At 43.0% G+C, this 19112-nt stretch carries 21 protein-coding genes and 1 tRNA gene; 14 read left to right on the plus strand and 8 right to left on the minus strand.

Translation table 11 applies throughout. From position 1 onward, the window contains the following. Nucleotides 1-316 precede the first annotated feature (316 nt). Genes napF through B6K83_RS03080 form a run of 6 tightly spaced genes read left to right on the plus strand, consistent with a single transcriptional unit; the run spans nt 317 to nt 4884 of the window. Nucleotides 317-820 carry a ferredoxin-type protein NapF gene (napF, locus tag B6K83_RS03055; RefSeq protein WP_085283086.1) on the plus strand — a complete coding sequence of 168 codons (504 nt, stop codon included), beginning with the start codon at nt 317-319 and terminating at the stop codon, nt 818-820. After that, entirely contained in the window at nt 813-950 is a 138-nt protein-coding gene (locus tag B6K83_RS03060) for a TIGR02808 family protein (protein ID WP_085283088.1), read from the plus strand. Before napF ends, B6K83_RS03060 begins: the two co-directional genes overlap by 8 nt. A gap of 30 nt (nt 951-980) precedes the next feature. Next, on the plus strand, nt 981-1283 hold the full coding sequence (locus tag B6K83_RS03065) for a chaperone NapD (protein ID WP_085283090.1): 303 nt from the start codon (nt 981-983) through the stop codon (nt 1281-1283). Beyond that, on the plus strand, nt 1280-3769 hold the full coding sequence (gene napA, locus B6K83_RS03070; RefSeq protein ID WP_085283092.1) for a nitrate reductase catalytic subunit NapA: 2490 nt from the start codon (nt 1280-1282) through the stop codon (nt 3767-3769). Before B6K83_RS03065 ends, napA begins: the two co-directional genes overlap by 4 nt. Nucleotides 3770-3823: 54 nt before the next feature. Continuing rightward, a complete protein-coding gene (locus tag B6K83_RS03075) occupies nt 3824-4282 on the plus strand; it encodes a nitrate reductase cytochrome c-type subunit (RefSeq protein ID WP_085283094.1) in 459 nt (152 codons plus the stop codon). A 26-nt stretch (nt 4283-4308) separates the two neighbouring features. Beyond that, on the plus strand, nt 4309-4884 hold the full coding sequence (locus B6K83_RS03080) for a NapC/NirT family cytochrome c (RefSeq protein WP_085283096.1): 576 nt from the start codon (nt 4309-4311) through the stop codon (nt 4882-4884). Between the two features lie 124 nt (nt 4885-5008). Here B6K83_RS03080 and rimI read toward each other — a convergent pair whose 3' ends face one another. The 4 genes from rimI to aceK form a co-directional block, all read right to left on the minus strand. Then, the gene (gene rimI, locus B6K83_RS03085) at nt 5009-5470 is read right to left on the minus strand and encodes a ribosomal protein S18-alanine N-acetyltransferase (RefSeq protein ID WP_085283098.1); all 462 of its coding nucleotides are present in this window, start codon (nt 5468-5470) and stop codon (nt 5009-5011) included. Next, nucleotides 5467-5979, minus strand: a complete 513-nt coding sequence (locus tag B6K83_RS03090; RefSeq protein ID WP_085283100.1) for a hypothetical protein — start codon at nt 5977-5979, stop codon at nt 5467-5469. Before B6K83_RS03090 ends, rimI begins: the two co-directional genes overlap by 4 nt. Nucleotides 5980-6062: 83 nt before the next feature. Continuing rightward, nucleotides 6063-6139 (minus strand) — tRNA-Trp (locus B6K83_RS03095). Between the two features lie 136 nt (nt 6140-6275). Next, nucleotides 6276-8006 carry a bifunctional isocitrate dehydrogenase kinase/phosphatase gene (gene aceK, locus B6K83_RS03100; protein WP_085283102.1) on the minus strand — a complete coding sequence of 577 codons (1731 nt, stop codon included), beginning with the start codon at nt 8004-8006 and terminating at the stop codon, nt 6276-6278. Between the two features lie 237 nt (nt 8007-8243). On the opposite strand from aceK, the gene queA reads away from it, so the two are divergent. The 5 genes from queA (at nt 8244) to secF (ending at nt 13915) form a co-directional block, all read left to right on the plus strand. Beyond that, on the plus strand, nt 8244-9302 hold the full coding sequence (gene queA, locus B6K83_RS03105; RefSeq protein WP_085283104.1) for a tRNA preQ1(34) S-adenosylmethionine ribosyltransferase-isomerase QueA: 1059 nt from the start codon (nt 8244-8246) through the stop codon (nt 9300-9302). Between the two features lie 115 nt (nt 9303-9417). Continuing rightward, entirely contained in the window at nt 9418-10554 is a 1137-nt protein-coding gene (gene tgt, locus B6K83_RS03110; protein ID WP_085283320.1) for a tRNA guanosine(34) transglycosylase Tgt, read from the plus strand. 66 nt (nt 10555-10620) lie between these two features. Continuing rightward, nucleotides 10621-10956, plus strand: a complete 336-nt coding sequence (gene yajC / locus B6K83_RS03115; RefSeq protein ID WP_085283106.1) for a preprotein translocase subunit YajC — start codon at nt 10621-10623, stop codon at nt 10954-10956. A 151-nt stretch (nt 10957-11107) separates the two neighbouring features. Beyond that, the gene (secD, locus tag B6K83_RS03120; RefSeq protein ID WP_085283108.1) at nt 11108-12955 is read left to right on the plus strand and encodes a protein translocase subunit SecD; all 1848 of its coding nucleotides are present in this window, start codon (nt 11108-11110) and stop codon (nt 12953-12955) included. 12 nt (nt 12956-12967) lie between these two features. After that, nucleotides 12968-13915, plus strand: coding sequence for a protein translocase subunit SecF (gene secF, locus B6K83_RS03125; protein ID WP_085283110.1), 948 nt, complete (start codon nt 12968-12970; stop codon nt 13913-13915). 183 nt (nt 13916-14098) lie between these two features. Here the strand turns inward: secF and bfr (B6K83_RS03130) are convergent, their stop codons facing one another. The 3 genes from bfr (B6K83_RS03130) to B6K83_RS03140 form a co-directional block, all read right to left on the minus strand. Further along, nucleotides 14099-14566, minus strand: coding sequence for a bacterioferritin (gene bfr, locus B6K83_RS03130; RefSeq protein WP_085283112.1), 468 nt, complete (start codon nt 14564-14566; stop codon nt 14099-14101). 32 nt (nt 14567-14598) lie between these two features. Then, the gene (bfr, locus tag B6K83_RS03135; RefSeq protein ID WP_085283114.1) at nt 14599-15063 is read right to left on the minus strand and encodes a bacterioferritin; all 465 of its coding nucleotides are present in this window, start codon (nt 15061-15063) and stop codon (nt 14599-14601) included. A 153-nt stretch (nt 15064-15216) separates the two neighbouring features. Next, nucleotides 15217-15411 (minus strand): bacterioferritin-associated ferredoxin, encoded by a 195-nt coding sequence (locus B6K83_RS03140; RefSeq protein ID WP_085283322.1) that lies wholly within the window; start codon nt 15409-15411, stop codon nt 15217-15219. 344 nt (nt 15412-15755) lie between these two features. On the opposite strand from B6K83_RS03140, the gene B6K83_RS03145 reads away from it, so the two are divergent. The 3 genes from B6K83_RS03145 to arsJ all read left to right on the plus strand — a co-directional run bounded on the left by B6K83_RS03145 (nt 15756) and on the right by arsJ (nt 18460). After that, a complete protein-coding gene (locus tag B6K83_RS03145) occupies nt 15756-16106 on the plus strand; it encodes a metalloregulator ArsR/SmtB family transcription factor (protein ID WP_085283116.1) in 351 nt (116 codons plus the stop codon). 76 nt (nt 16107-16182) lie between these two features. Further along, a complete protein-coding gene (locus B6K83_RS03150; RefSeq protein WP_085283118.1) occupies nt 16183-17211 on the plus strand; it encodes an ArsJ-associated glyceraldehyde-3-phosphate dehydrogenase in 1029 nt (342 codons plus the stop codon). A gap of 25 nt (nt 17212-17236) precedes the next feature. Continuing rightward, nucleotides 17237-18460 carry an organoarsenical effux MFS transporter ArsJ gene (gene arsJ / locus B6K83_RS03155; RefSeq protein WP_085283120.1) on the plus strand — a complete coding sequence of 408 codons (1224 nt, stop codon included), beginning with the start codon at nt 17237-17239 and terminating at the stop codon, nt 18458-18460. A 16-nt stretch (nt 18461-18476) separates the two neighbouring features. On the opposite strand, the gene B6K83_RS03160 is transcribed toward arsJ, so the two are convergent. Then, nucleotides 18477-19109: a sulfotransferase family protein gene (locus tag B6K83_RS03160; protein ID WP_085283122.1), complete on the minus strand. Its 633-nt coding sequence runs from the start codon at nt 19107-19109 to the stop codon at nt 18477-18479. Nucleotides 19110-19112 lie beyond the last annotated feature (3 nt).

A 19112-nucleotide genomic window follows, 5' to 3' on the forward strand; every position in this document is an offset into this window, starting at 1 on the left:
TTACAGAGCATGGTCAGTTGGGTGTACTTGTCCGTTTCATTGCTCGCTACTTAATTAGCCTAAAGGGAATTTTTACCGTTATTGCTAAAAGGCTTAACTTTAGCAATATCCTTTACATGTTGGAGGTTAAAGCTGGCAAAGCTCTATACGGCGCTAGATTCAGCAAAGTTTTACAAGTATTTAGATAGTAGACAATAAACTTGATGTATATCAATAAATCATGCGCCTAGATGCGCTATCGTCTGCTTATGGTAATTGCTTGTGATAAATATCACTTTCAAGCAGGTGTGTAAACCAATTGCGTTAATGGAGAACTATGGTTGATTTAGGTCGACGTAATTTTATGCGGGCAAAGCAGGTTACGAGTGCGGCGCCGGTCAGATTGCCTTGGGTTGTAGAGGAAGCGGTATTTACGGCAGGTTGTAGCCAGTGTGGAGATTGCATAAGCGCTTGTGAAGAAAATATCATTATTAAAGGTGATGGTGGCTTTCCTGAAGTGAACTTTAGTTTGGGGGAGTGTACGTTTTGCCAACAATGTGTTGTGGCTTGCGAAGAGCCCTTATTTCACTCGCTAGAGACAACGCCATGGCAATTAGAGATCAGCATAGCAGCCAGTTGTATCACCACAAAACAGGTGCATTGCCAAATTTGTCAAGACAGCTGTGAGCCTGAGGCTATTACTTTTACTTATCGTCACGGTAGTGTGCCACAGCCAGAAATATCAAAAGCAGACTGTACCGGCTGCGGCGCGTGTGTTGCCGTTTGCCCAGAGTCTGCCATTAAATTATCCACATCCTCATTAGGAGTTAATCATGAGTGATTTAGAGCAATTAATTTGGAACGTTTTGGGTTATACCTCAATGCCGTTCATCTTTCTCTTCGGCTTTGTTGCCACCGCAATAGTGGCGGTGGTTATTTTGAAAATCTTTGGTGCTAAACCAAAAAACTAATTCATTAGCAAGAAAAAGGCGCATAACAATATGATTAACCTACTCGAAGAAAGTCCAGTACACATTGCTGGGGTGATGTTTATGGTTTATCCAGAAAATGCCAATGATATCGCCGCTCAACTGATTAAGTTTCCCGGTGCTGAACTGCATGCAACTGGCGAGAATGGCAGTTTAGTCATGACGGTTGAAGGGCTTGAAGGCGAAAGCGAGCAAGCCAAGCGAATTATCAATACCATTACAGACATGAGCAATGTTTCCGGCGTTATCTCATCGTCACTTATATTTCATCATAACGACGCTGGCTTACCACAGCATCAGGGGAAAACATTATGACTTTAACTCGACGTGACTTTATCAAAGCTAATGCGGTTGCTGCTACTGCCGTAGCTGCCGGCGTTGCAGTTCCAGCGTCTGCGGCTAATTTAATCACTAACTCATCAGAAAGCACCATTAAATGGGATAAAGCACCGTGTCGCTTTTGTGGTACGGGTTGTAGCGTACTGGTTGGTACGCAACATGGCAAAGTGGTGGCCACGCAAGGCGACCCAGAAGCTGAGGTTAACAAGGGCTTAAATTGTATTAAAGGCTATTTTTTATCGAAAATCATGTACGGTAAAGACAGACTAACCCAGCCGCTGCTGAGAATGAGTGATGGTCAATATGATAAAGAAGGTGAGTTTACTCCGGTAAGCTGGGATAAAGCCTTTGATGTTATGGCGGATAAATTTAAAGCAGCAATCAAGAAAAAAGGCCCTACGTCGGTTGGTATGTTTGGCTCAGGCCAGTGGACAGTTTGGGAAGGTTATGCCGCTTCTAAACTAATGAAAGCCGGTTTCCTAAGTAATAATATCGACCCGAATGCTCGCCATTGCATGGCCTCAGCTGTAGGCGGCTTTATGCGTACCTTTGGTATCGATGAGCCTATGGGTTGTTATGATGATTTAGAGCAAGCTGATGCCTTTGTGCTTTGGGGCTCAAACATGGCAGAAATGCACCCCATTTTGTGGTCACGACTCACAGATCGCCGTTTGAGTGCACCACATGTGAAAGTTAATGTCTTATCAACTTATAAACACCGCAGCTTTGAGTTGGCAGATAATGGCATGATTTTTAAGCCACAAACTGATTTAGCCATCTTGAACTTTATTGCTAACTACATCATAGAAAACGATGCCGTTAATGAAGACTTCATGAAAAAGCATGTTAATGTGCGCGAAGGGGTTACCGATATTGGCTATGGTTTGCGGCCAACGCATCCTTTAGAAAAAGCCGCGAAAAACGCAGGCTCTGGCGCCTCTAAACCGATGAGTTTTGAAGACTATGCCAAGTTTGTCAGCAGTTATACGGTGGAGTCAGTCTCTAAGCTATCTGGTGTACCTGAAGCGAACTTGATTGCCATGGCTAAACTATATGCTGATCCAAAAGTAAAAGTCACCTCGTTCTGGACTATGGGCTTTAACCAACATACTCGCGGTGTTTGGGCCAATAACTTAATGTATAACGTACATTTGTTAACGGGCAAAATTTCCGAGCCAGGCAATAGCCCGTTTTCCTTAACCGGTCAGCCTTCTGCTTGTGGTACTGCCCGTGAAGTGGGCACCTTTTCGCATCGTTTACCGGCTGACTTACAGGTAGCGAATCCAGAGCACAGAGCGATGGCAGAGAAAATCTGGCAGCTACCAGAAGGCACTATTCCCCCGAAACCGGGTTATCACGCGGTATTACAAAACCGGATGTTAAAAGACGGCAAGCTTAATGCCTATTGGGTAATGTGTAACAACAATATGCAAGCGGCGCCGAATATTAACGAAGAAGCGATTCCAGGTTATCGAAACCCAGACAACTTTATTGTTGTCTCTGACCCTTACCCAACAGTGACGGCGCAAGCGGCAGATTTGATTTTACCCACCGCGATGTGGGTTGAAAAAGAAGGCGCTTATGGTAATGCTGAGCGTCGGACTCAGTTTTGGCATCAACAAGTCCATGCGCCTGGTGATGCGCGCTCAGATTTATGGCAGTTAGTAGAGTTTTCTAAGCGCTTTAAAGTCGAAGAAGTATGGCCTGAAGCCTTGATCGCCAAGCAACCAGAATTGCGCGGTAAAACCCTCTTTGATGTGCTTTACGCTAATGGCAAGGTCAATAAATATCCAATGTCAGAGTCCAAGGGGGAGAAAAACTTTGAAGGGGATGCCTTTGGTTTTTACATCCAAAAAGGTTTGTTTGAAGAGTATGCTGAGTTTGGCCGTGGCCATGGACACGATTTAGCCCCGTTTGACCGTTACCATGAAGAGCGCGGGCTAAGATGGCCTGTGGTTAATGGTAAAGAAACTAAGTGGCGTTACCGTGAAGGTCATGATCCCTATGTTGAAAAGGGCAGTGAAGTTCAGTTCTATGGTAAAAAGGATAATAAAGCCATTATTTTCGCTTTGCCATACGAGCCACCAGCAGAGTCGCCGGACGAAGAGTTCGACTTATGGCTAAGCACAGGGCGAGTACTAGAGCATTGGCATTCAGGCTCGATGACAGCACGGGTTCCCGAGCTTCATAAAGCGTTTCCAGATGCGGTGATTTTTATGCACCCTGACGATGCAAGAGCTCGCGGTGTGCGCCGTGGTGATAAAGTGCTAATGAGTTCACGTCGTGGTGAAGTTGAGTCGCGTGTTGAAACTAGAGGACGCAACCGGCCACCCAAAGGTTTGGTATTTATGCCTTGGTTTGACGCTAAGCAATTGGTTAACAAGGTGACTTTTGACGCCACAGATCCGTTATCAAAACAAACGGATTTCAAAAAGTGTGCGGTTAAAATCGTTAAAGCCTAAATTTGCTAATATTATGCATCGATAATATCGCTTGTCGGTGCAACGGAGAGAACAATGAAATTATTAACTTTAGCTATTGCCGTTGTCAGTACTGTTATCGTCCTAAGCGTAACGGCGCAAGAAACAGTAAACCCAGGTGGTTTAGCTACCATACGCGGTGTTGCCACCATAGATGAAACACGTCCGGCAGAAAAGCTCAAACGTGTGATCAAAGACAAAAACCCGATAGCGCGAAACTATGTGCATCAACCGCCCGTTGTCCCTCATCAAATTCGAGGTTATCGCGTTGATTTAAATAGCAACAAGTGCTTAAGCTGTCACAGTTGGAAGTATGCTGCAGAAACCGGAGCAACAAAAATTAGCTTAACGCACTTTGAAACCCGTGACGGTAAAACCTTGTCTGATGTTTCACCGCGCCGTTACTTTTGTTCGCAATGCCATGTTACACAAGCAGATGCAGCACCATTAGTTGACAATACCTTTGAACCGGTTGAATCCTTAGGTAATGAATAAACCGCAGTAAGCGTAAGGGGTATAAAATGCTAAAAAATCTATGGACGTTTCTAAAGTCACCAAACAGTGCGGCTTTGTGGTTTATTTTGGCGATAGGTTTCGCTGGAGGGGTTATTTTTTGGGGTGGTTTTAATACTGCGCTTGAAGTTACCAACACCGAAGAGTTTTGTATAAGTTGTCATGAAATGGAGAATAACGTATACGAAGAGTACCGCGAAACCATTCACTACGCTAACCGCTCTGGGGTACGAGCAACCTGTCCAGATTGCCATGTCCCGAAAAAATGGACGGATAAAATTGTGCGTAAAATCGCCGCCAGTAAGGAAGTTTGGGGTAAGTTAACCGGTTTAATTGATACCCGAGAAGAGTTTGTAAACCATCGCCGTTCGATGGCTGAACGAGAGTGGAAGCGTATGAAAGAAAATGACTCATTGGAATGTCGAAACTGTCATAACTTTGAATATATGGACTTTTCTGAGCAGGGCAATCGCAGTGTTAAAATGCACTCAGATGCTTTAGCTTCCGGTGAAAAAACCTGTATCGACTGTCATAAAGGCATTGCCCACGAACTGCCTGATATGAAAGGTGTCGAGCACTGGTAAATTAAAACGAAAACAACGTAATGCAAAAAGCAAACCCTAGGGTTTGCTTTTTTAATTGCGTTATTGTGTAAGTGCCATCATCGGCTAGCGTGATGCAGCGCTGCAAAATAATTACCAATCAGCTTTAGAGCTTTTTCGACATCACAATAGCGTCTTCATAACCAAAGCCACTATTGCTTGGGTAGTAACCGGTGCGGCGTGAGATTTCGCTAAAACCTTGATTAATATAAAGCATTTGTGCGCTGATATTTTTTGCTCGTACTTCCAAAAAAATATGCTGGCAGGCCAACTGTTGACAGTGTGAAAGAAAAGCCAATAAAAGCATTTTACCGTAGCCCTGACCTTGATTTGCTGGCGCAACGCAAATATCCATTAAAGTGGCTTCACCAGCCACATGCTCACCAACATAAAACCCAACTATGGTGTTAGCTACTATGAGATACTCACCAAAGTAGCGGCCGCCAATACAACTGCGAAAGGTTTTTTCTGTCCAAGGGTGCGGGTGGCAGGCTTGCTCGATAACCAAAAGTTGGTCAACAATATCTTGATTAATTGCTTTGAATGCATGCTGAAGTGTTTTTGTCATTGGCAGCTTAATGGTGCTATGGATTGCCACAAGGCTTTTTTTAATGTTACCGAGTTGGCAATGGTGGCTAAATCAGGGGTTTTTAAACAGCTATGTTCAAACTCGATACAGTTTTTATTGGTAAATTGCCAATTAATAATACCTAAATCGAGTTGGTTTTGTGCAATGTTCAGGTCAGTGCGACTAACACCTAAACAGTGAATAATGTCGGTAAATAACGACCATTTTAGTAAGGTATTTAAGTCAATGACAGTGGGTTTGTTAGCCGTAGAGCTCGGCTCTTGCAGGCGTTTAGTATCAGCCGTTGCGTTAGTCGTTGTGAGCTCAGCTTTTGTGTTTGTTGGTACACTGTTAACTGCTGCAGACGATGGTGAATTAAAGCTTGATAAGTCGCGTCGTTGCCAAACGGTAATGCCCATCTCTTGTAAGAGTGTAAACTGTCTTTTGCTGATGCTCATTGTTTTTAGTTGTAGATAAAAGTCGTTGTTATCATGACAGAGTTTTTTCATTTAGCAACACAATAATCTCGTTATCAACGATTAAAGAACAGTCATTAAAAAGATAAATTAAAGAAAAAAACTAAGAAAGGAAATGGCAGGGGTGGAGAGATTCGAACTCCCAACCGTCGGTTTTGGAGACCGCTGTTCTACCAATTGGAACTACACCCCTGCAACGGATTTGAATTATACTGATGCCTTGCTAAAGGTAAAGAATTAAATAACAAAAAAAGACTGTTCGCTCAAATAAACAGCATATTTACTCTTTGTAGCCCACTTTACGCTAACCCATCATTATGTTTAGTGTGCTACTTGGCGTGAAAATAGCAAAAACGTGACGCCTCTGGGTAAGGGTAAACATCAGCAAGCACTCCCTGAGCAACTTTCGTTTGGCAGTCTTGCCAGTATTTGGCCTCAAGCAAGTCGGCATGATGACGTAAAAACGCTTGTCGATAACGATTATTTGCTAGGGCAAAAGTAGCGATCTCTTCGGGAAAAACATCGCCCGGTGCTACCGAATACCAAGGCTCGGCCGCATAAATTTGCTCTTCGGTGACTGGCTCTGGTTTGACGCGAAAATTTACTTCGTTCATATAAGTGATTTCGTCATAATCATAAAAAATTACTCGACCATGGCGAGTAACACCGAAGTTTTTCAGTAACATATCACCGGGAAATATATCTGCGGCAATCAGTTCTTTGATGGCTTTACCATAGCCATACATAGCGTTGTCAACTTCCTCGTCAGTTGCTTGCGCCAAGTACAAATTTAATGGTGTCATCTTGCGCTCTATGTACATATGTTTGATAACCACTAAATCATTTTCAACTCTAAGTAGCGAGGGCGCTACGCTATTTAACTCGCTCAGCAATTGCTCAGAAAAGCGTTTTTTCGGAAACGCTACTTCAGAATATTCCATGGTATCAGCCATACGGCCGACGCGATCATGCAATTTGACTAAACGGTATTTACCCTTGACATCATCTCTGGTCATATTTTTACTGGGGGCAAATTTGTCTTTGATGATTTTAAACACATACGGGTATGAGGGCAGGGTGAACACTGACATCACCATGCCTTTGATGCCTGGCGCTAGTTCTAATTTATCATCGCTATTGTCAAGGTGATTTAAAAAATCCCGGTAGAACTGGGTTTTACCTTGTTTGTGAAAGCCAATGGCGGAATATAAGTCGGCACTGGTTTTGTGTGGTATTAATCGGTTGAGAAACTCAACTAAGGCGTGTGGGTGCTGACAATCAACAAAAAAGTAGGCGCGGGCAAAACCAAAAACCACCGCCATATACTCACCGTCAGTAATTAAAGCATCAATAAATAACCCGTCTTGCTCAGTATTTAACAGCGAGATAATAAACGGGGTTTCACCCGCTGGAGAGATCACTCGGCCAATAATGTAAGCGCCTTTGTTGCGATAAAATACCGAGTCCAGAATATCAAACTGTAAATCGGCTAGCTGATAACGAGTTTTATCGGCTTGTTGGCGAAATTTCGCAATTAGTATATTAATGTCTTTTTTTAAGTGTTGAAATGGCACGGAAAAATTTTGACGCTTTAAAATATGCGAGATGGTTTGAAATAAGCCCTGCTCCGCCGGAAAGTAACTAGTATAAATGCGTGGGGTTGGCAACGCGTCTAAGCGTGTTGCAGTTGACTGAACAAAAATATAGGTGTTATGAAAATACTCTCGGTCAAACAAGTGGCAAAAAATGGAGTTATAAAAACTTTCTGCTAATTCAGGCTGGGGGTGTTTACTGAGCAGACCAATATAGCTGGCTTTTACTTGTTGCCAAAGCGTGTCATTGAGCTCGGCAATACAAAAGTCCTGTTTAATGGTGGCTAAGGTTTCCTTTATTCGCAGGTCATAAAAGTCGGTTCTGGCTTTCGCTGCTGCTTGGATATCATCCCAGCGATGCTGCTCAAAGCGCTGTTTCGCCGTTTGAGTGATTTCACTATAAAGATAAATGTGGCGTTCAAAACCATTAATAATGGTTTTAGCTATCGCGAAAGCAAGATTTTTCATCGGCTTACCTAGAATAAGTATTTGGTTTTAGCATACCGTAAAATCGACAGGTTAGCGGCTAATTTTTAACTTATAGTTATTATTGATGCCATTAATAGCGAGACAGCTGCCAAGCCAAAACGAGTGGATGATTTTTACGATTTTCCGTCGCTCAGTTTTACAAGTTAGTACTTGCTATTGCGCCCGTGCAGCACTAAAATTACGCGTTTTTTATCTTTAAACTAGTTATATTTTGCCATGCGCGTAGCCGATTTTTCATTTGATTTACCCGAAGAGCTTATTGCTCGATACCCAAAAGCGAACCGTTCAGGCAGTCGTTTAATGACGCTTGATGGCAATACGGGCCAACGTCAAGATCAACAATTCACTGATTTAATTCAACATATATCCCCAGGTGACTTATTAGTCTTTAATAATACGCGTGTAATTCCGGCGCGTATGTTTGGTCAAAAGGCAAGTGGTGGCAAGCTCGAAGTACTCGTAGAACGTCTATTAGATGAACATAGGGTGTTAGCCCATATTCGCTGTAGTAAGTCCCCTAAACCGGGTAGTGAAATACTATTAGAAGGTAAAGTAAAAGCGACTATGGTGGCGCGACATGATGCCTTGTTTGAGCTTAAGTTTCATGCTCAGCAGTCGGTGTTATCAATATTAGATGATATTGGCCATATGCCATTACCGCCCTACATTGACCGTCCAGATGAAGATAGCGATCGTGAACGCTACCAAACCGTTTATAATGAAAAGCCAGGGGCCGTGGCTGCGCCGACAGCAGGTTTACATTTTGACGATGAATTAATGGCGCAGTTAAAAGCCAAAGGTGTCGAGTTTGCCTTTGTTACCTTACATGTTGGCGCTGGCACATTTCAGCCCGTTAAAGTTGACCAAATTGCTGACCATATTATGCATGCCGAATATGTTGAAGTGCCATCACAGGTGGTGTCACAAATTAAAGCAACTAAAGCGAATGGCGGTAAAGTGATTGCCGTTGGCACCACATCAGTACGTTCGTTAGAAAGTGCGGCAAAAGTAGCACAAACGCAAGGCCAAGTGATGAGTGAGTTCTACGGGGATACGGATATTTTTATTACCCCAGGTTATCAATTTCAGGTTGTTGACGCCCTTATTACTAATTTTCATTTATCGGAATCAACATTACTGATGTTGGTCAGTGCCTTTGCAGGCTATGACAATATTATGGCAGCCTACCGGCATGCTGTTTCGCAAAAGTATCGTTTTTTTAGTTATGGCGATGCTATGTTTTTAACAAAACAAGAAATACAAACGCAAGCATAACTAAGGCCATGATGCTGATGTTAGCTGTGAGTAAACGATAAGCTACTAGCCTGTTTCGCTAGTGGGCGAAGGAAATAAAATGACAGAAAAGAAAGATAACGCAACAGCGCAAGCCATGCAATTTAGCTTGCTTAATACTGACGGTAAAGCTAGACGTGGCCGTTTAACGTTTGAGCGCGGCACAGTAGAAACTCCCGCTTTTATGCCGGTAGGTACCTATGGCACGGTTAAAGGCATGAAAACGGAAGAAGTTGAGGCAACCGGCGCTGATATTTTACTCGGTAATACCTTTCATTTGATGTTACGACCAGGCACGGACATTATTGAGCAACATGGTGGCTTACATGGTTTTATGAATTGGCAGAAGCCGATATTGACCGATTCGGGCGGCTTTCAAGTATTTAGTTTAGGTAAAATGCGCAAGATCACCGAAGAAGGGGTGAAGTTTAGCTCGCCCGTTAATGGTGAAAAAATTATGTTAACCCCTGAGCGCTCTATGGCAGTGCAAAACAGTTTAGGCTCGGACATTGTCATGATATTTGATGAGTGTACGCCATACCCTGCAAGCCATGAAGCGGCTAAAGTGTCAATGGAGCTTTCTTTGCGTTGGGCACAACGTTCAAAAGATGCCCATCAAGGTAATAAAAATGCCTTATTTGGTATTGTTCAAGGTGGTATGTACGAAGATTTACGCGAAGTGTCGGTTAATGGTTTAACTGATATAGGCTTTGACGGCTACGCCATTGGTGGCTTATCGGTAGGTGAGCCCAAAGAAGATATGATACGAATATTAGATCATACCGCGCCCTTGATACCAGAAAATAAACCCCGATATCTGATGGGAGTTGGTAAGCCTGAAGACTTAGTGGAAGGTGTACGTCGCGGTATCGATATGTTTGACTGTGTAATGCCAACACGTAATGCGCGTAACGGACATTTGTTTGTGACTAATGGGGTAATAAAAATTAGAAACGCACGTCACAAAACCGATACTGGGCCACTAGATCCTGATTGTGATTGCTATACCTGCAAAAATTATTCACGCGCGTACCTACACCATTTAGACAAGTGTAACGAAATTTTAGGTTCGCAACTGAACACAGTGCATAACTTACGTTTTTATCAGCGTGTTATGCAAGGCTTGCGCGATGCTATCGAGCAAGGCAAACTAGAGCAATTTGTCGCAGAGTTTTATGCTTTACGCGACTTACCTGTGCCTCCTTTAGCCGGCACAGACCCAGCAACACAATAACGCCTATACAGGTTTCGTTTTTCAACATGTTGGAAAATTAATTACAAGTAATAATAAGAGGAATTTATGAGTTTATTTATTAGCCAAGCACACGCCGCTGCCGCACCTGCACAATCAGCAGATGGTACGTCAATGTTAATTATGTTAGCGGTATTTGGTTTAGTGTTTTATTTTATGATCTATCGCCCACAAGCCAAGCGAGTTAAAGAGCATAAAAACCTAATGTCAGCGTTATCTAAGGGTGATGAAGTACTGACACAAGGCGGCATTGTCGGTAAAATTGTGAAAGTTTCAGATGAAAAAGACTTTATCGTAGTAAGTATCGCAGAAGGCACTGAAGTAACGGTGCAAAAAGGCGCGATTAATGCGGTATTACCAAAAGGAACCATGAAATCTTTATAATAAGATTTTTGTATTATTAGCGATAGTTGCGTGCCAAGCGCTGATAGATTAGCGTCTTTCACAACCTTGACAGTGCAATAACGATAAAAATTCTAATAAATTTCACGCGCTGTGCACTAGCGCGTGATAAAAAAGACTACAGGGTGATTTTGTGTTAAACAAATATCCATTATGGAAGACATTACTGGTGCTGGTTATTGTCGCCATTGGGGCACTATATGCCTCTCCTAACCTATATGGCGAGGATCCGGCGGTACAAATATCTGGCTTGCGCGGCATTCCTACGGATGCGGCAACGTTAGATATGGTTAAGTCGCATTTAGATGACAATAACATTTCCTACGCGAGTATCGTGATGGAAGATGAGCAAATATTGGCGCGCTTTCGAGATACAGAGCAACAGTTACGCGCACGCGATTTATTGGACGACAATATTGGCGACCAATACTCAGTTGCGTTAAACCTAACGCCAGCAACACCAAAGTGGTTGGCAAGTATTGGCGGCACGCCAATGAAATTAGGTCTAGATTTAAGTGGTGGTGTTAGCTTCCTGATGGAAGTGAACATGAACGAGGCCATTAATAAAGCACAAGAAAGCTTAATCGATGACTTTCGTGCCGGCTTGCGTGGCGAAAAAATTCGTTATCGCACCGTTAAAAGAGTCAATGATGCCATCGAAATACAATTTCGTAATGCGGCCGACTTAGCCAGCGCAGAGTCGTTTTTAGAGAAACAAAATCGTGATTTACTTTTTCAAAGTGATGAAGATAGCTTAACCTTGTCGGTTAAGATGACTGAGCAAAAGTTAAAAGAAACTCGCGAATATGCACTACAACAAAATATCACCATTATTCGTAACCGTGTTAATGAGTTAGGTGTTGCTGAGCCCTTGGTACAGCGTCAAGGTAAAAAGCATATTGTGATTGAGCTGCCGGGCGTACAAGATACTGCGAAAGCAAAAGAAATATTAAATGCCACGGCCACCATAGAGTTTCGTTTAGTCGATACCGACGGTGACTTATCGGCCGCTCTAAATGGTCGTGTTCCAGGCAGCTCGCAGTTATTAAGAGAGCGTAATGGTCAGCCAGTGTTATTGAAAAAGCGGGTAATGTTAACGGGCGATCATATTATTGACGCTGGCTCAAGCTTTGATGAATACAGTCGACCACAGGTCAATATAACTTTAGACTCAGCCGGTGGCAGCAAGATGTCAAATGGCACCAAAAATAACATCGGCAAGCCAATGGCGACGGTCTTTATTGAATACAAGCCAACCGACAGAGTCGATGCCAACGGTAATACTATTTTCGAAAAAATTGAAGAAGTGATCAGTGTTGCCACTATTCAAGCGCGACTTGGCAAAACTTTTCGAATTACCGGCGCAGGTAGTCAATCTGAAGCGCATAACTTAGCCTTGCTACTGAGAGCAGGTGCCTTGATTGCGCCAATTCAAATTGTTGAAGAACGCACGGTAGGGCCAACATTAGGTGCTGAAAACGTACAACTGGGTTTTCAAGCCATTATGATGGGCTTTGGCTTAGTGTTCTTATTTATGTTGGTTTATTATCGCGCATTTGGCATCGTCGCGAACTTGGCCTTAGGGGCTAACTTAGTGATGATTGTTGGTGTTATGTCGATGATCCCCGGCGCAACACTCACCCTACCTGGTATGGCGGGTATCGTATTAACCGTTGGTATGGCGGTAGATGCAAACGTGCTGATTTTTGAGCGTATTCGAGAAGAAATACGCGCGGGTAAGTCGGTACAACAGTCGATTCATCAAGGCTATGACGCAGCATTTTCAACCATTATTGACGCAAACATCACTACCTTAATTGCTGCTTTAATCTTGTTTGCTGTGGGTACTGGGCCTATTAAAGGCTTTGCCGTGACTTTATCCATCGGTATTGTTACCTCAATGTTTACTGCGGTTATAGGTACGCGTGCGGTAGTAAATGCGGTTTGGGGTGGAAAGCGCCTCGACAAACTGTCTATATAGGGCTTCAACATTATGCAAATTTTAAAATTAAAAGAAACGGTTGCCTTTATGAAATACCGCAAGTTTGCGGTAGTCTTTAGTGCTTTATTAATGGCGGCATCGATATTTTCTTTGGTAACCAATAAGCTTAACTTTGGTTTAGACTTTACCGGTGGTACCTTAATTGAAGTTGGCTTTGAGCAAGCGGCGGACTTAAATGAAATTCGTGGCATTATGTCGGCGAATGGTTTTGATGATGCGGTAGTGCAATTATACGGCTCAAGTCGCGATGTGGTCATTCGCTTAGCTACGCGCGCTGACGTAAAGGCAGAGATGTTAGGTAACCAAGTGCTTGAGTATTTACAAGCAGGCACAGGACAAAACATCGATATGCGTCGTATTGAGTTTGTTGGTGCTAGTGTTGGTGATGAGCTTGCCGAGCAGGGCGGTTTAGCTATGCTTACCGCTTTGATCTGTATTCTAGTTTATGTTGCGTTTCGCTTTGAGTGGCGCTTTGCTTTAGGCTCTGTTATAGCGCTGTTTCATGACGTGCTATTAACCTTAGGTTTATTCTCGTTTTTACAACTCGAGTTTGACTTAACGGTACTGGCAGCGATTTTAGCGGTAATAGGTTACTCATTAAATGACACCATAGTGGTATCAGATCGTATTCGTGAAAACTTTGTTAAAATTCGTGTTGGTAGCCCTGAAGATATAATCAATACCTCGTTAACGCAAACCTTGGCTCGAACTTTTATCACCTCAATTACTACCTTATTAGTACTTGCTGCCTTGTTTTTTAAAGGTGGCGCGCTGATCCATGGTTTTGCTACCGCATTGCTTATGGGGGTTTTTGTTGGTACTTATTCATCAGTGTATGTTGCCAGTTCAATCGCCTTGGCATTAGGGATTTCAAAAGAAGACTTAATACCAGAAGTGATCGAAAAAGAAGGCGCAGACCAAGAGCAAATGATGCCTTAGTGTCGATACCCTATGATCAAGCATAAAAAAAACCAGCTTAAATCGCTGGTTTTTTATTGCTTAGCCGTTGGTGCTAAGCCTTGGTTATTTAGTTGAAAGTATTATCTCGCGGCATTGCAAGTGGCAAATATTATGTTAGCAGCGCAGGTGCTTTTGCCGCTAACATAATTAAACTAATTCGCGTTATAACTGCGACTGAATGTAGTTTTCTAAGCCGATAGTTTTAATCAGGCCCAGTTGCTGCTCAAGCCAGAATGCGTGATCAACTTCGGTATCGTCTAGTAGCTTTTCTAAAATTTCACGGGTGACATAATCTTTTTCTTGCTCACATAAAGCGATAGCTGATCGTAAAGCTGCCGCTACCGCATATTCAACGTCTAAATCGCTTTGCAGCATTTCAGGTACGGTTTTACCAATATTGATGGCAGAGCGGGTTTGCATATCGGGTGTACCTTCTAAAAATAAGATACGTTGAATCAACATAGAGGCATGCAGTTTTTCGTCGTCAAACTCGTGGTCGATACGCTCGAATAACTTCATGATGCCCCAGTCTTCATACATGCGAGAGTGAATAAAGTACTGATCCATTGCTGCTAATTCATAGCTAAGCAAGTTGTTTAATGCCGAAATAATTTGGCTATTACCTTTCATGTTCATTGTTCCTTATAGCAGTGCTAGCAGAGTTATAATTGCGCCTGTAGGTATTTTTCAATACCCATGGTGTCGATTTGGTATTGCTGCGTTTCTAGCCAGTCTAAGTGCTCTTCTTCGTCATTTAAGATGTTATCGAGTATTTCACGGCTGACATAATCTTGCTCTTGTTCGCAAACGGTAATGGCATTGCGCACTATGGCGATTTGTGCCGTTTGAAAGCCAAGATCGCAATTAATCATCTCTTGAGGATGCTCGCCTATTGCCAGTGGCGATAACTGTTGCAAATTGGGTAAGCCTTCAAGAAATAGAATGCGCTCAATGACTTTGTCGGCTTGTTTCATGTCTAAAATCGATTTTTTATAGCAGGCGCTATTTAAAGCGTCGAAGCCCCAATTTTTATACATGCGTGCGTGCAGGAAGTATTGATTGATCGAGGTTAGTTCGCTGGTAAGAACTTTATTGAGTATTGCCAGAACGTTAGCGTTGCCTTTCATGAGAGCCTCAAGTTAAAGGAAATAAATATTGCCTGTAATTATAGGAGGTATCTAAAGGAATGCAATGACTATGTTTTAAAAATCCTTTTAAAACAAGCGCTTGATAATGCTAATTGTTATCAGTTACAGCTAAAACTTGGTTGGAGCAAGTAGTTAACCGACATTTTCAAACAAGGTTTCATCCACTATCGTGTTATCAATAATGTTTTGTGCCACTTTCACACAAGTACCACATTGGCTACCAAGCGGTAAATGTTGTTTTAGTTCACGCATCGAGCCGACACCGGATTCAGTGACTAATTGCTTAATTTGGTGATCTGTGATGCCCTTGCAAATACAAACAAACATGGTGAAACTTCGCTCTTGGTTGATAACGCGATTGATAATAGTTCTTATTTGGGTTCGTTTCAATAGTTTATTTGCTTAAAATTGATACTGAAATTTAGCTTATTGAAAAATAAAGAAATAAATTTTAGTCAAAAAGTTATCAATTTAAGGCTAGTCGATAAAACCGTAATATTTTATCGGCAAGTGCATTTATTGGCAGGGAAATACGGGGGTAAAAGCTAGCCGAGTTAATTGAGATTATTTGCATACAGCTACTATATATAATTTTTTTCGTATATAAGTATTTTCATATGTAGTGGGTTTGTTATATAGTAGCGATCATATTTAGCCAATGAAGATATTCTATGTTACCAAGCGTGTTTTTTAAGCAGCTAAGCGATGATATACGACTAAGGTGTATTTTGTTGATTGCCCAAGAAGGGGAGCTGTGCGTTTGCGAGCTTATGGTTGCTCTAGCCGAGCCAAGTCAGCCAAAAATATCGCGTCATTTGGCGTTATTAAAAAACGCTGGCCTGTTAGTAAGCCGTAAACAGCAGCAGTGGGTTTATTATGATCTTAATCCTGCCATCGAGGATTGGGCGCAACAAGTGATAGTATTGACTTTGCAAGACAATTTACATTTTATTGCCCAGAACGTGCAGGCCTTGCATGAGATGGGCACTCGGCCAGCGCGGCTGACGAGTTGTTGCACTTAGCGACAAGAAGATAAGCCTGCTGCCAGTACTCTGGCTACGAAAGGCAAGCAAATCCCCCCTTAACAGAGAGTTAGTTATGACAATAAAAATAGGCATTAATGGTTTTGGTCGCATGGGGCGATTATTCATGCGTGTTGCTTATCAGTGGCGTGACGTTGAAATTATTCGTATCAACGATCCGGCAGGCGATGCCGCTACCTTAGCGCATTTACTTAATTTCGACTCGGTACATGGCATTTGGCGGCATCAAGCTCAGCATGATGAAAATAATATTGTGATTAATGGCAAGCGTATTATGTGTAGTAAAAATACTGCCATTGCCGATACGGATTGGTCAGACTGTGATGTCGTGATTGAGGCTTCAGGGGTAATGAAAACGAAAGCGCTATTACAAGCTTACTTAGACCAAGGGGTAAAACGAGTGGTGGTTACAGCGCCCGTTAAAGAGCCGGGCATTTTAAATGTGGTGATGGGGGTAAATCATCAGCAGTTTGATGCCAAGCAACATCCTATTGTTACCGCAGCCTCTTGTACCACCAACTGCCTAGCACCTGTGGTTAAAGTGTTACATGAAAAAATTGGCATTAAGCACGGCTCGATGACCACAATTCATGATATTACTAATACCCAAACTATTTTAGATGCACCGCATAAAGACTTACGCCGCGCGCGTGCTTGCGGCATGAGCTTGATCCCAACCACCACAGGCTCTGCAACTGCGATCAGCCATATTTTTCCAGAGCTTGCCGGTAAGCTAAATGGTCATGCAGTACGAGTTCCTTTGGCGAATGCGTCCCTGACCGATTGTGTTTTTGAATTGGAACGTGAAACCACAGTGCAAGAAGTCAATGCGCTGTTTAAAAAAGCTGCCGCAGGGGAGTTAGCCGGCATTTTAGGCTTTGAAACTCGGCCTTTAGTATCGATAGATTATAAAACCGATGCCCGCTCATGTATTATCGATGCGCCTTCGACCATGGTGATCAATCACCGGCAAGTTAAACTCTATGTTTGGTATGACAATGAGTGGGGCTATGCTAATCGCACCGCGGAATTGGCGCGGATGGTAGGACGTGCAGACAAAAAACAAGTTAATGCCGCTATATAAGCAAAACTTAGGTGTTGAATAAGCCATGAAGGCAATAAGAAACTTATCTTCGCAAGCGCGACAATACTTACTGATCACGGCAAATTATTGTGCCTTTACTTTAACCGATGGCGCACTGCGGATGTTGGTGTTGCTGTATTTTCATCAGCTCGGCTACAGCCCGCTTGCTATTGCGCTGCTATTTTTGTTCTATGAAATATTTGGCGTGCTGACCAATTTAGTTGGTGGTTGGCTTGGTGCGCGCTTTGGTTTGAACAAAACCATGAATATTGGGCTTGCGTTACAAATTCTCGCCTTAGCCATGCTAATGGTGCCTAGCCACCTGCTGTCCGTCACTTATGTTATGGCAGCACAGGCGTTATCCGGCATTGCAAAAGATTTAAATAAAATGAGTGCGAAAAGCGCAATAAAGCTCTTAGTGCCAGAGCAGAATAATCATCAGCTTTATCAATGGGTTGCGCGGTTAACCGGCTCTAAAAACACCTTGAAAGGGCTTGGTTATTTTCTTGGTGGGCTGTTATTAGCTTGCTTAGGCTTTACTGGCGCAATTAGTTTAATGGCGGCCTTGCTAACGCTCGTTTGGCTTATCAGTCTGATTAAATTGCCGACAGAATTAGGTAAAGCGACCGCGAAAGCTAAATTTAGTCAGTTATTTTCTAATAGCGCGGCAATTAACTTATTGTCGGCGGCACGACTGTTTTTATTTGCCGCGCGCGACGTTTGGTTTGTGGTTGCTTTACCCGTTTATCTAGCTAGAGAGCTGACTTGGTCACATACTGCAATTAGCGCCTTTATTGCCGTATGGATTATTTTTTATGGTGTGATGCAGGTCCTGGCACCTAAAATGACATTTAAAGCGTCAAATCGCGCGCCTACCAGCAAAGATGCCAGCCTCTGGGGCGCGGTATTGGTTATTGTGCCGGTATCGATGATATCGGCGCTGCAGTTTGAGCTTTCTAGTCAGTGGACATTACTGCTTGGGTTACTGGTGTTTGCGCTAATATTTGCCATCAATTCAGCTTTGCACAGCTATTTAATTGTTGCTATGGCGCGACGCGATGGCGTATCACTAGATGTTGGCTTTTATTATATGGCTAATGCCTGTGGCAGGTTACTGGGCACTGTGTTGTCAGGTTGGGTTTTTCAAGCCTATGGTTTGAGTGCTTGTTTAGTAATATCAGCAATATTTATTGCACTAGCGGCGCTTTTTGCCGCCCTGATCAAGCGCTTTAGTCTAACATCAGCATAGCGCTAAAATCTCTAGGCTACTCACTCAAATAGGGCAATTTACTGGCGCGCCCTTTATTGGTGGAGTCGACCTTTAAGGGCGATTTGATATCTTTCCAGGCGGTCACTTTACCGCCGACATTAAGTTTTTCAAACTGTGTGGTATGTGTGCTATCCAGCGCTAAAAAGCGCTGAAGTTGCGCGTGACTTTTAGGCTCACTGACATCAATAGAAAGCAAGTCTGTGCCTCGGCTTTTAAAATAGCTGAGTACTTGCTGTTGATGACGCTGATAACAGCGCGCTAAAAAATCATGATCTTGTATATTTGCAAAGCTATACGGATTAAAAACTTCTTGGTAGCAGCGTTTAATAATCGGGTTAAAGCCGCCATCGTGGCGACTCAGGTTATTATGCATACGCGCCAGTAACTGTGCAATTGACGGTAGCCAAGTCGCCATACTGCGCGTTAAATAAATAAACTTGGCGTTAGGGTAAGCAATATCAAGTTGCCGGTAATCGCAAAAAGTTGGTGTATCTGCAATCACCTGAGCTTCGCTAAAGGCACGTTCAGTATAGGCGGTATGTGCGACCCGAAAACCCAACACTAACATCGCAGCGCAAACACTGGTGGTGCCGGTTCTAGGTAAGCCGATAATAAATATTTTGCTCATCGC

This window comes from Colwellia chukchiensis (assembly GCF_002104455.1).
GTDB classification, from domain to species: Bacteria; Pseudomonadota; Gammaproteobacteria; order Enterobacterales; family Alteromonadaceae; genus Cognaticolwellia; species Cognaticolwellia chukchiensis.

Excerpts from the sequence above, each read along its gene's own strand:
- B6K83_RS03145 (WP_085283116.1), top strand. The coding sequence starts at position 15,756 with ATGTTACCAAGCGTGTTTTTTAAGCAGCTAAGCGATGATATACGACTA.
- B6K83_RS03140 (WP_085283322.1), bottom strand. The coding sequence starts at position 15,411 with ATGTTTGTTTGTATTTGCAAGGGCATCACAGATCACCAAATTAAGCAA.
- yajC (WP_085283106.1), top strand. The coding sequence starts at position 10,621 with ATGAGTTTATTTATTAGCCAAGCACACGCCGCTGCCGCACCTGCACAA.
- B6K83_RS03090 (WP_085283100.1), bottom strand. The coding sequence starts at position 5,979 with ATGAAAAAACTCTGTCATGATAACAACGACTTTTATCTACAACTAAAA.
- rimI (WP_085283098.1), bottom strand. The coding sequence starts at position 5,470 with ATGACAAAAACACTTCAGCATGCATTCAAAGCAATTAATCAAGATATT.
- B6K83_RS03075 (WP_085283094.1), top strand. The coding sequence starts at position 3,824 with ATGAAATTATTAACTTTAGCTATTGCCGTTGTCAGTACTGTTATCGTC.
- B6K83_RS03060 (WP_085283088.1), top strand. The coding sequence starts at position 813 with ATGAGTGATTTAGAGCAATTAATTTGGAACGTTTTGGGTTATACCTCA.
- bfr (WP_085283114.1), bottom strand. The coding sequence starts at position 15,063 with ATGAAAGGCAACGCTAACGTTCTGGCAATACTCAATAAAGTTCTTACC.
- B6K83_RS03080 (WP_085283096.1), top strand. The coding sequence starts at position 4,309 with ATGCTAAAAAATCTATGGACGTTTCTAAAGTCACCAAACAGTGCGGCT.
- napF (WP_085283086.1), top strand. The coding sequence starts at position 317 with ATGGTTGATTTAGGTCGACGTAATTTTATGCGGGCAAAGCAGGTTACG.
- aceK (WP_085283102.1), bottom strand. The coding sequence starts at position 8,006 with ATGAAAAATCTTGCTTTCGCGATAGCTAAAACCATTATTAATGGTTTT.
- B6K83_RS03160 (WP_085283122.1), bottom strand. The coding sequence starts at position 19,109 with ATGAGCAAAATATTTATTATCGGCTTACCTAGAACCGGCACCACCAGT.
- queA (WP_085283104.1), top strand. The coding sequence starts at position 8,244 with ATGCGCGTAGCCGATTTTTCATTTGATTTACCCGAAGAGCTTATTGCT.
- secF (WP_085283110.1), top strand. The coding sequence starts at position 12,968 with ATGCAAATTTTAAAATTAAAAGAAACGGTTGCCTTTATGAAATACCGC.
- B6K83_RS03150 (WP_085283118.1), top strand. The coding sequence starts at position 16,183 with ATGACAATAAAAATAGGCATTAATGGTTTTGGTCGCATGGGGCGATTA.
- napA (WP_085283092.1), top strand. The coding sequence starts at position 1,280 with ATGACTTTAACTCGACGTGACTTTATCAAAGCTAATGCGGTTGCTGCT.
- tgt (WP_085283320.1), top strand. The coding sequence starts at position 9,418 with ATGCAATTTAGCTTGCTTAATACTGACGGTAAAGCTAGACGTGGCCGT.
- arsJ (WP_085283120.1), top strand. The coding sequence starts at position 17,237 with ATGAAGGCAATAAGAAACTTATCTTCGCAAGCGCGACAATACTTACTG.
- B6K83_RS03065 (WP_085283090.1), top strand. The coding sequence starts at position 981 with ATGATTAACCTACTCGAAGAAAGTCCAGTACACATTGCTGGGGTGATG.
- bfr (WP_085283112.1), bottom strand. The coding sequence starts at position 14,566 with ATGAAAGGTAATAGCCAAATTATTTCGGCATTAAACAACTTGCTTAGC.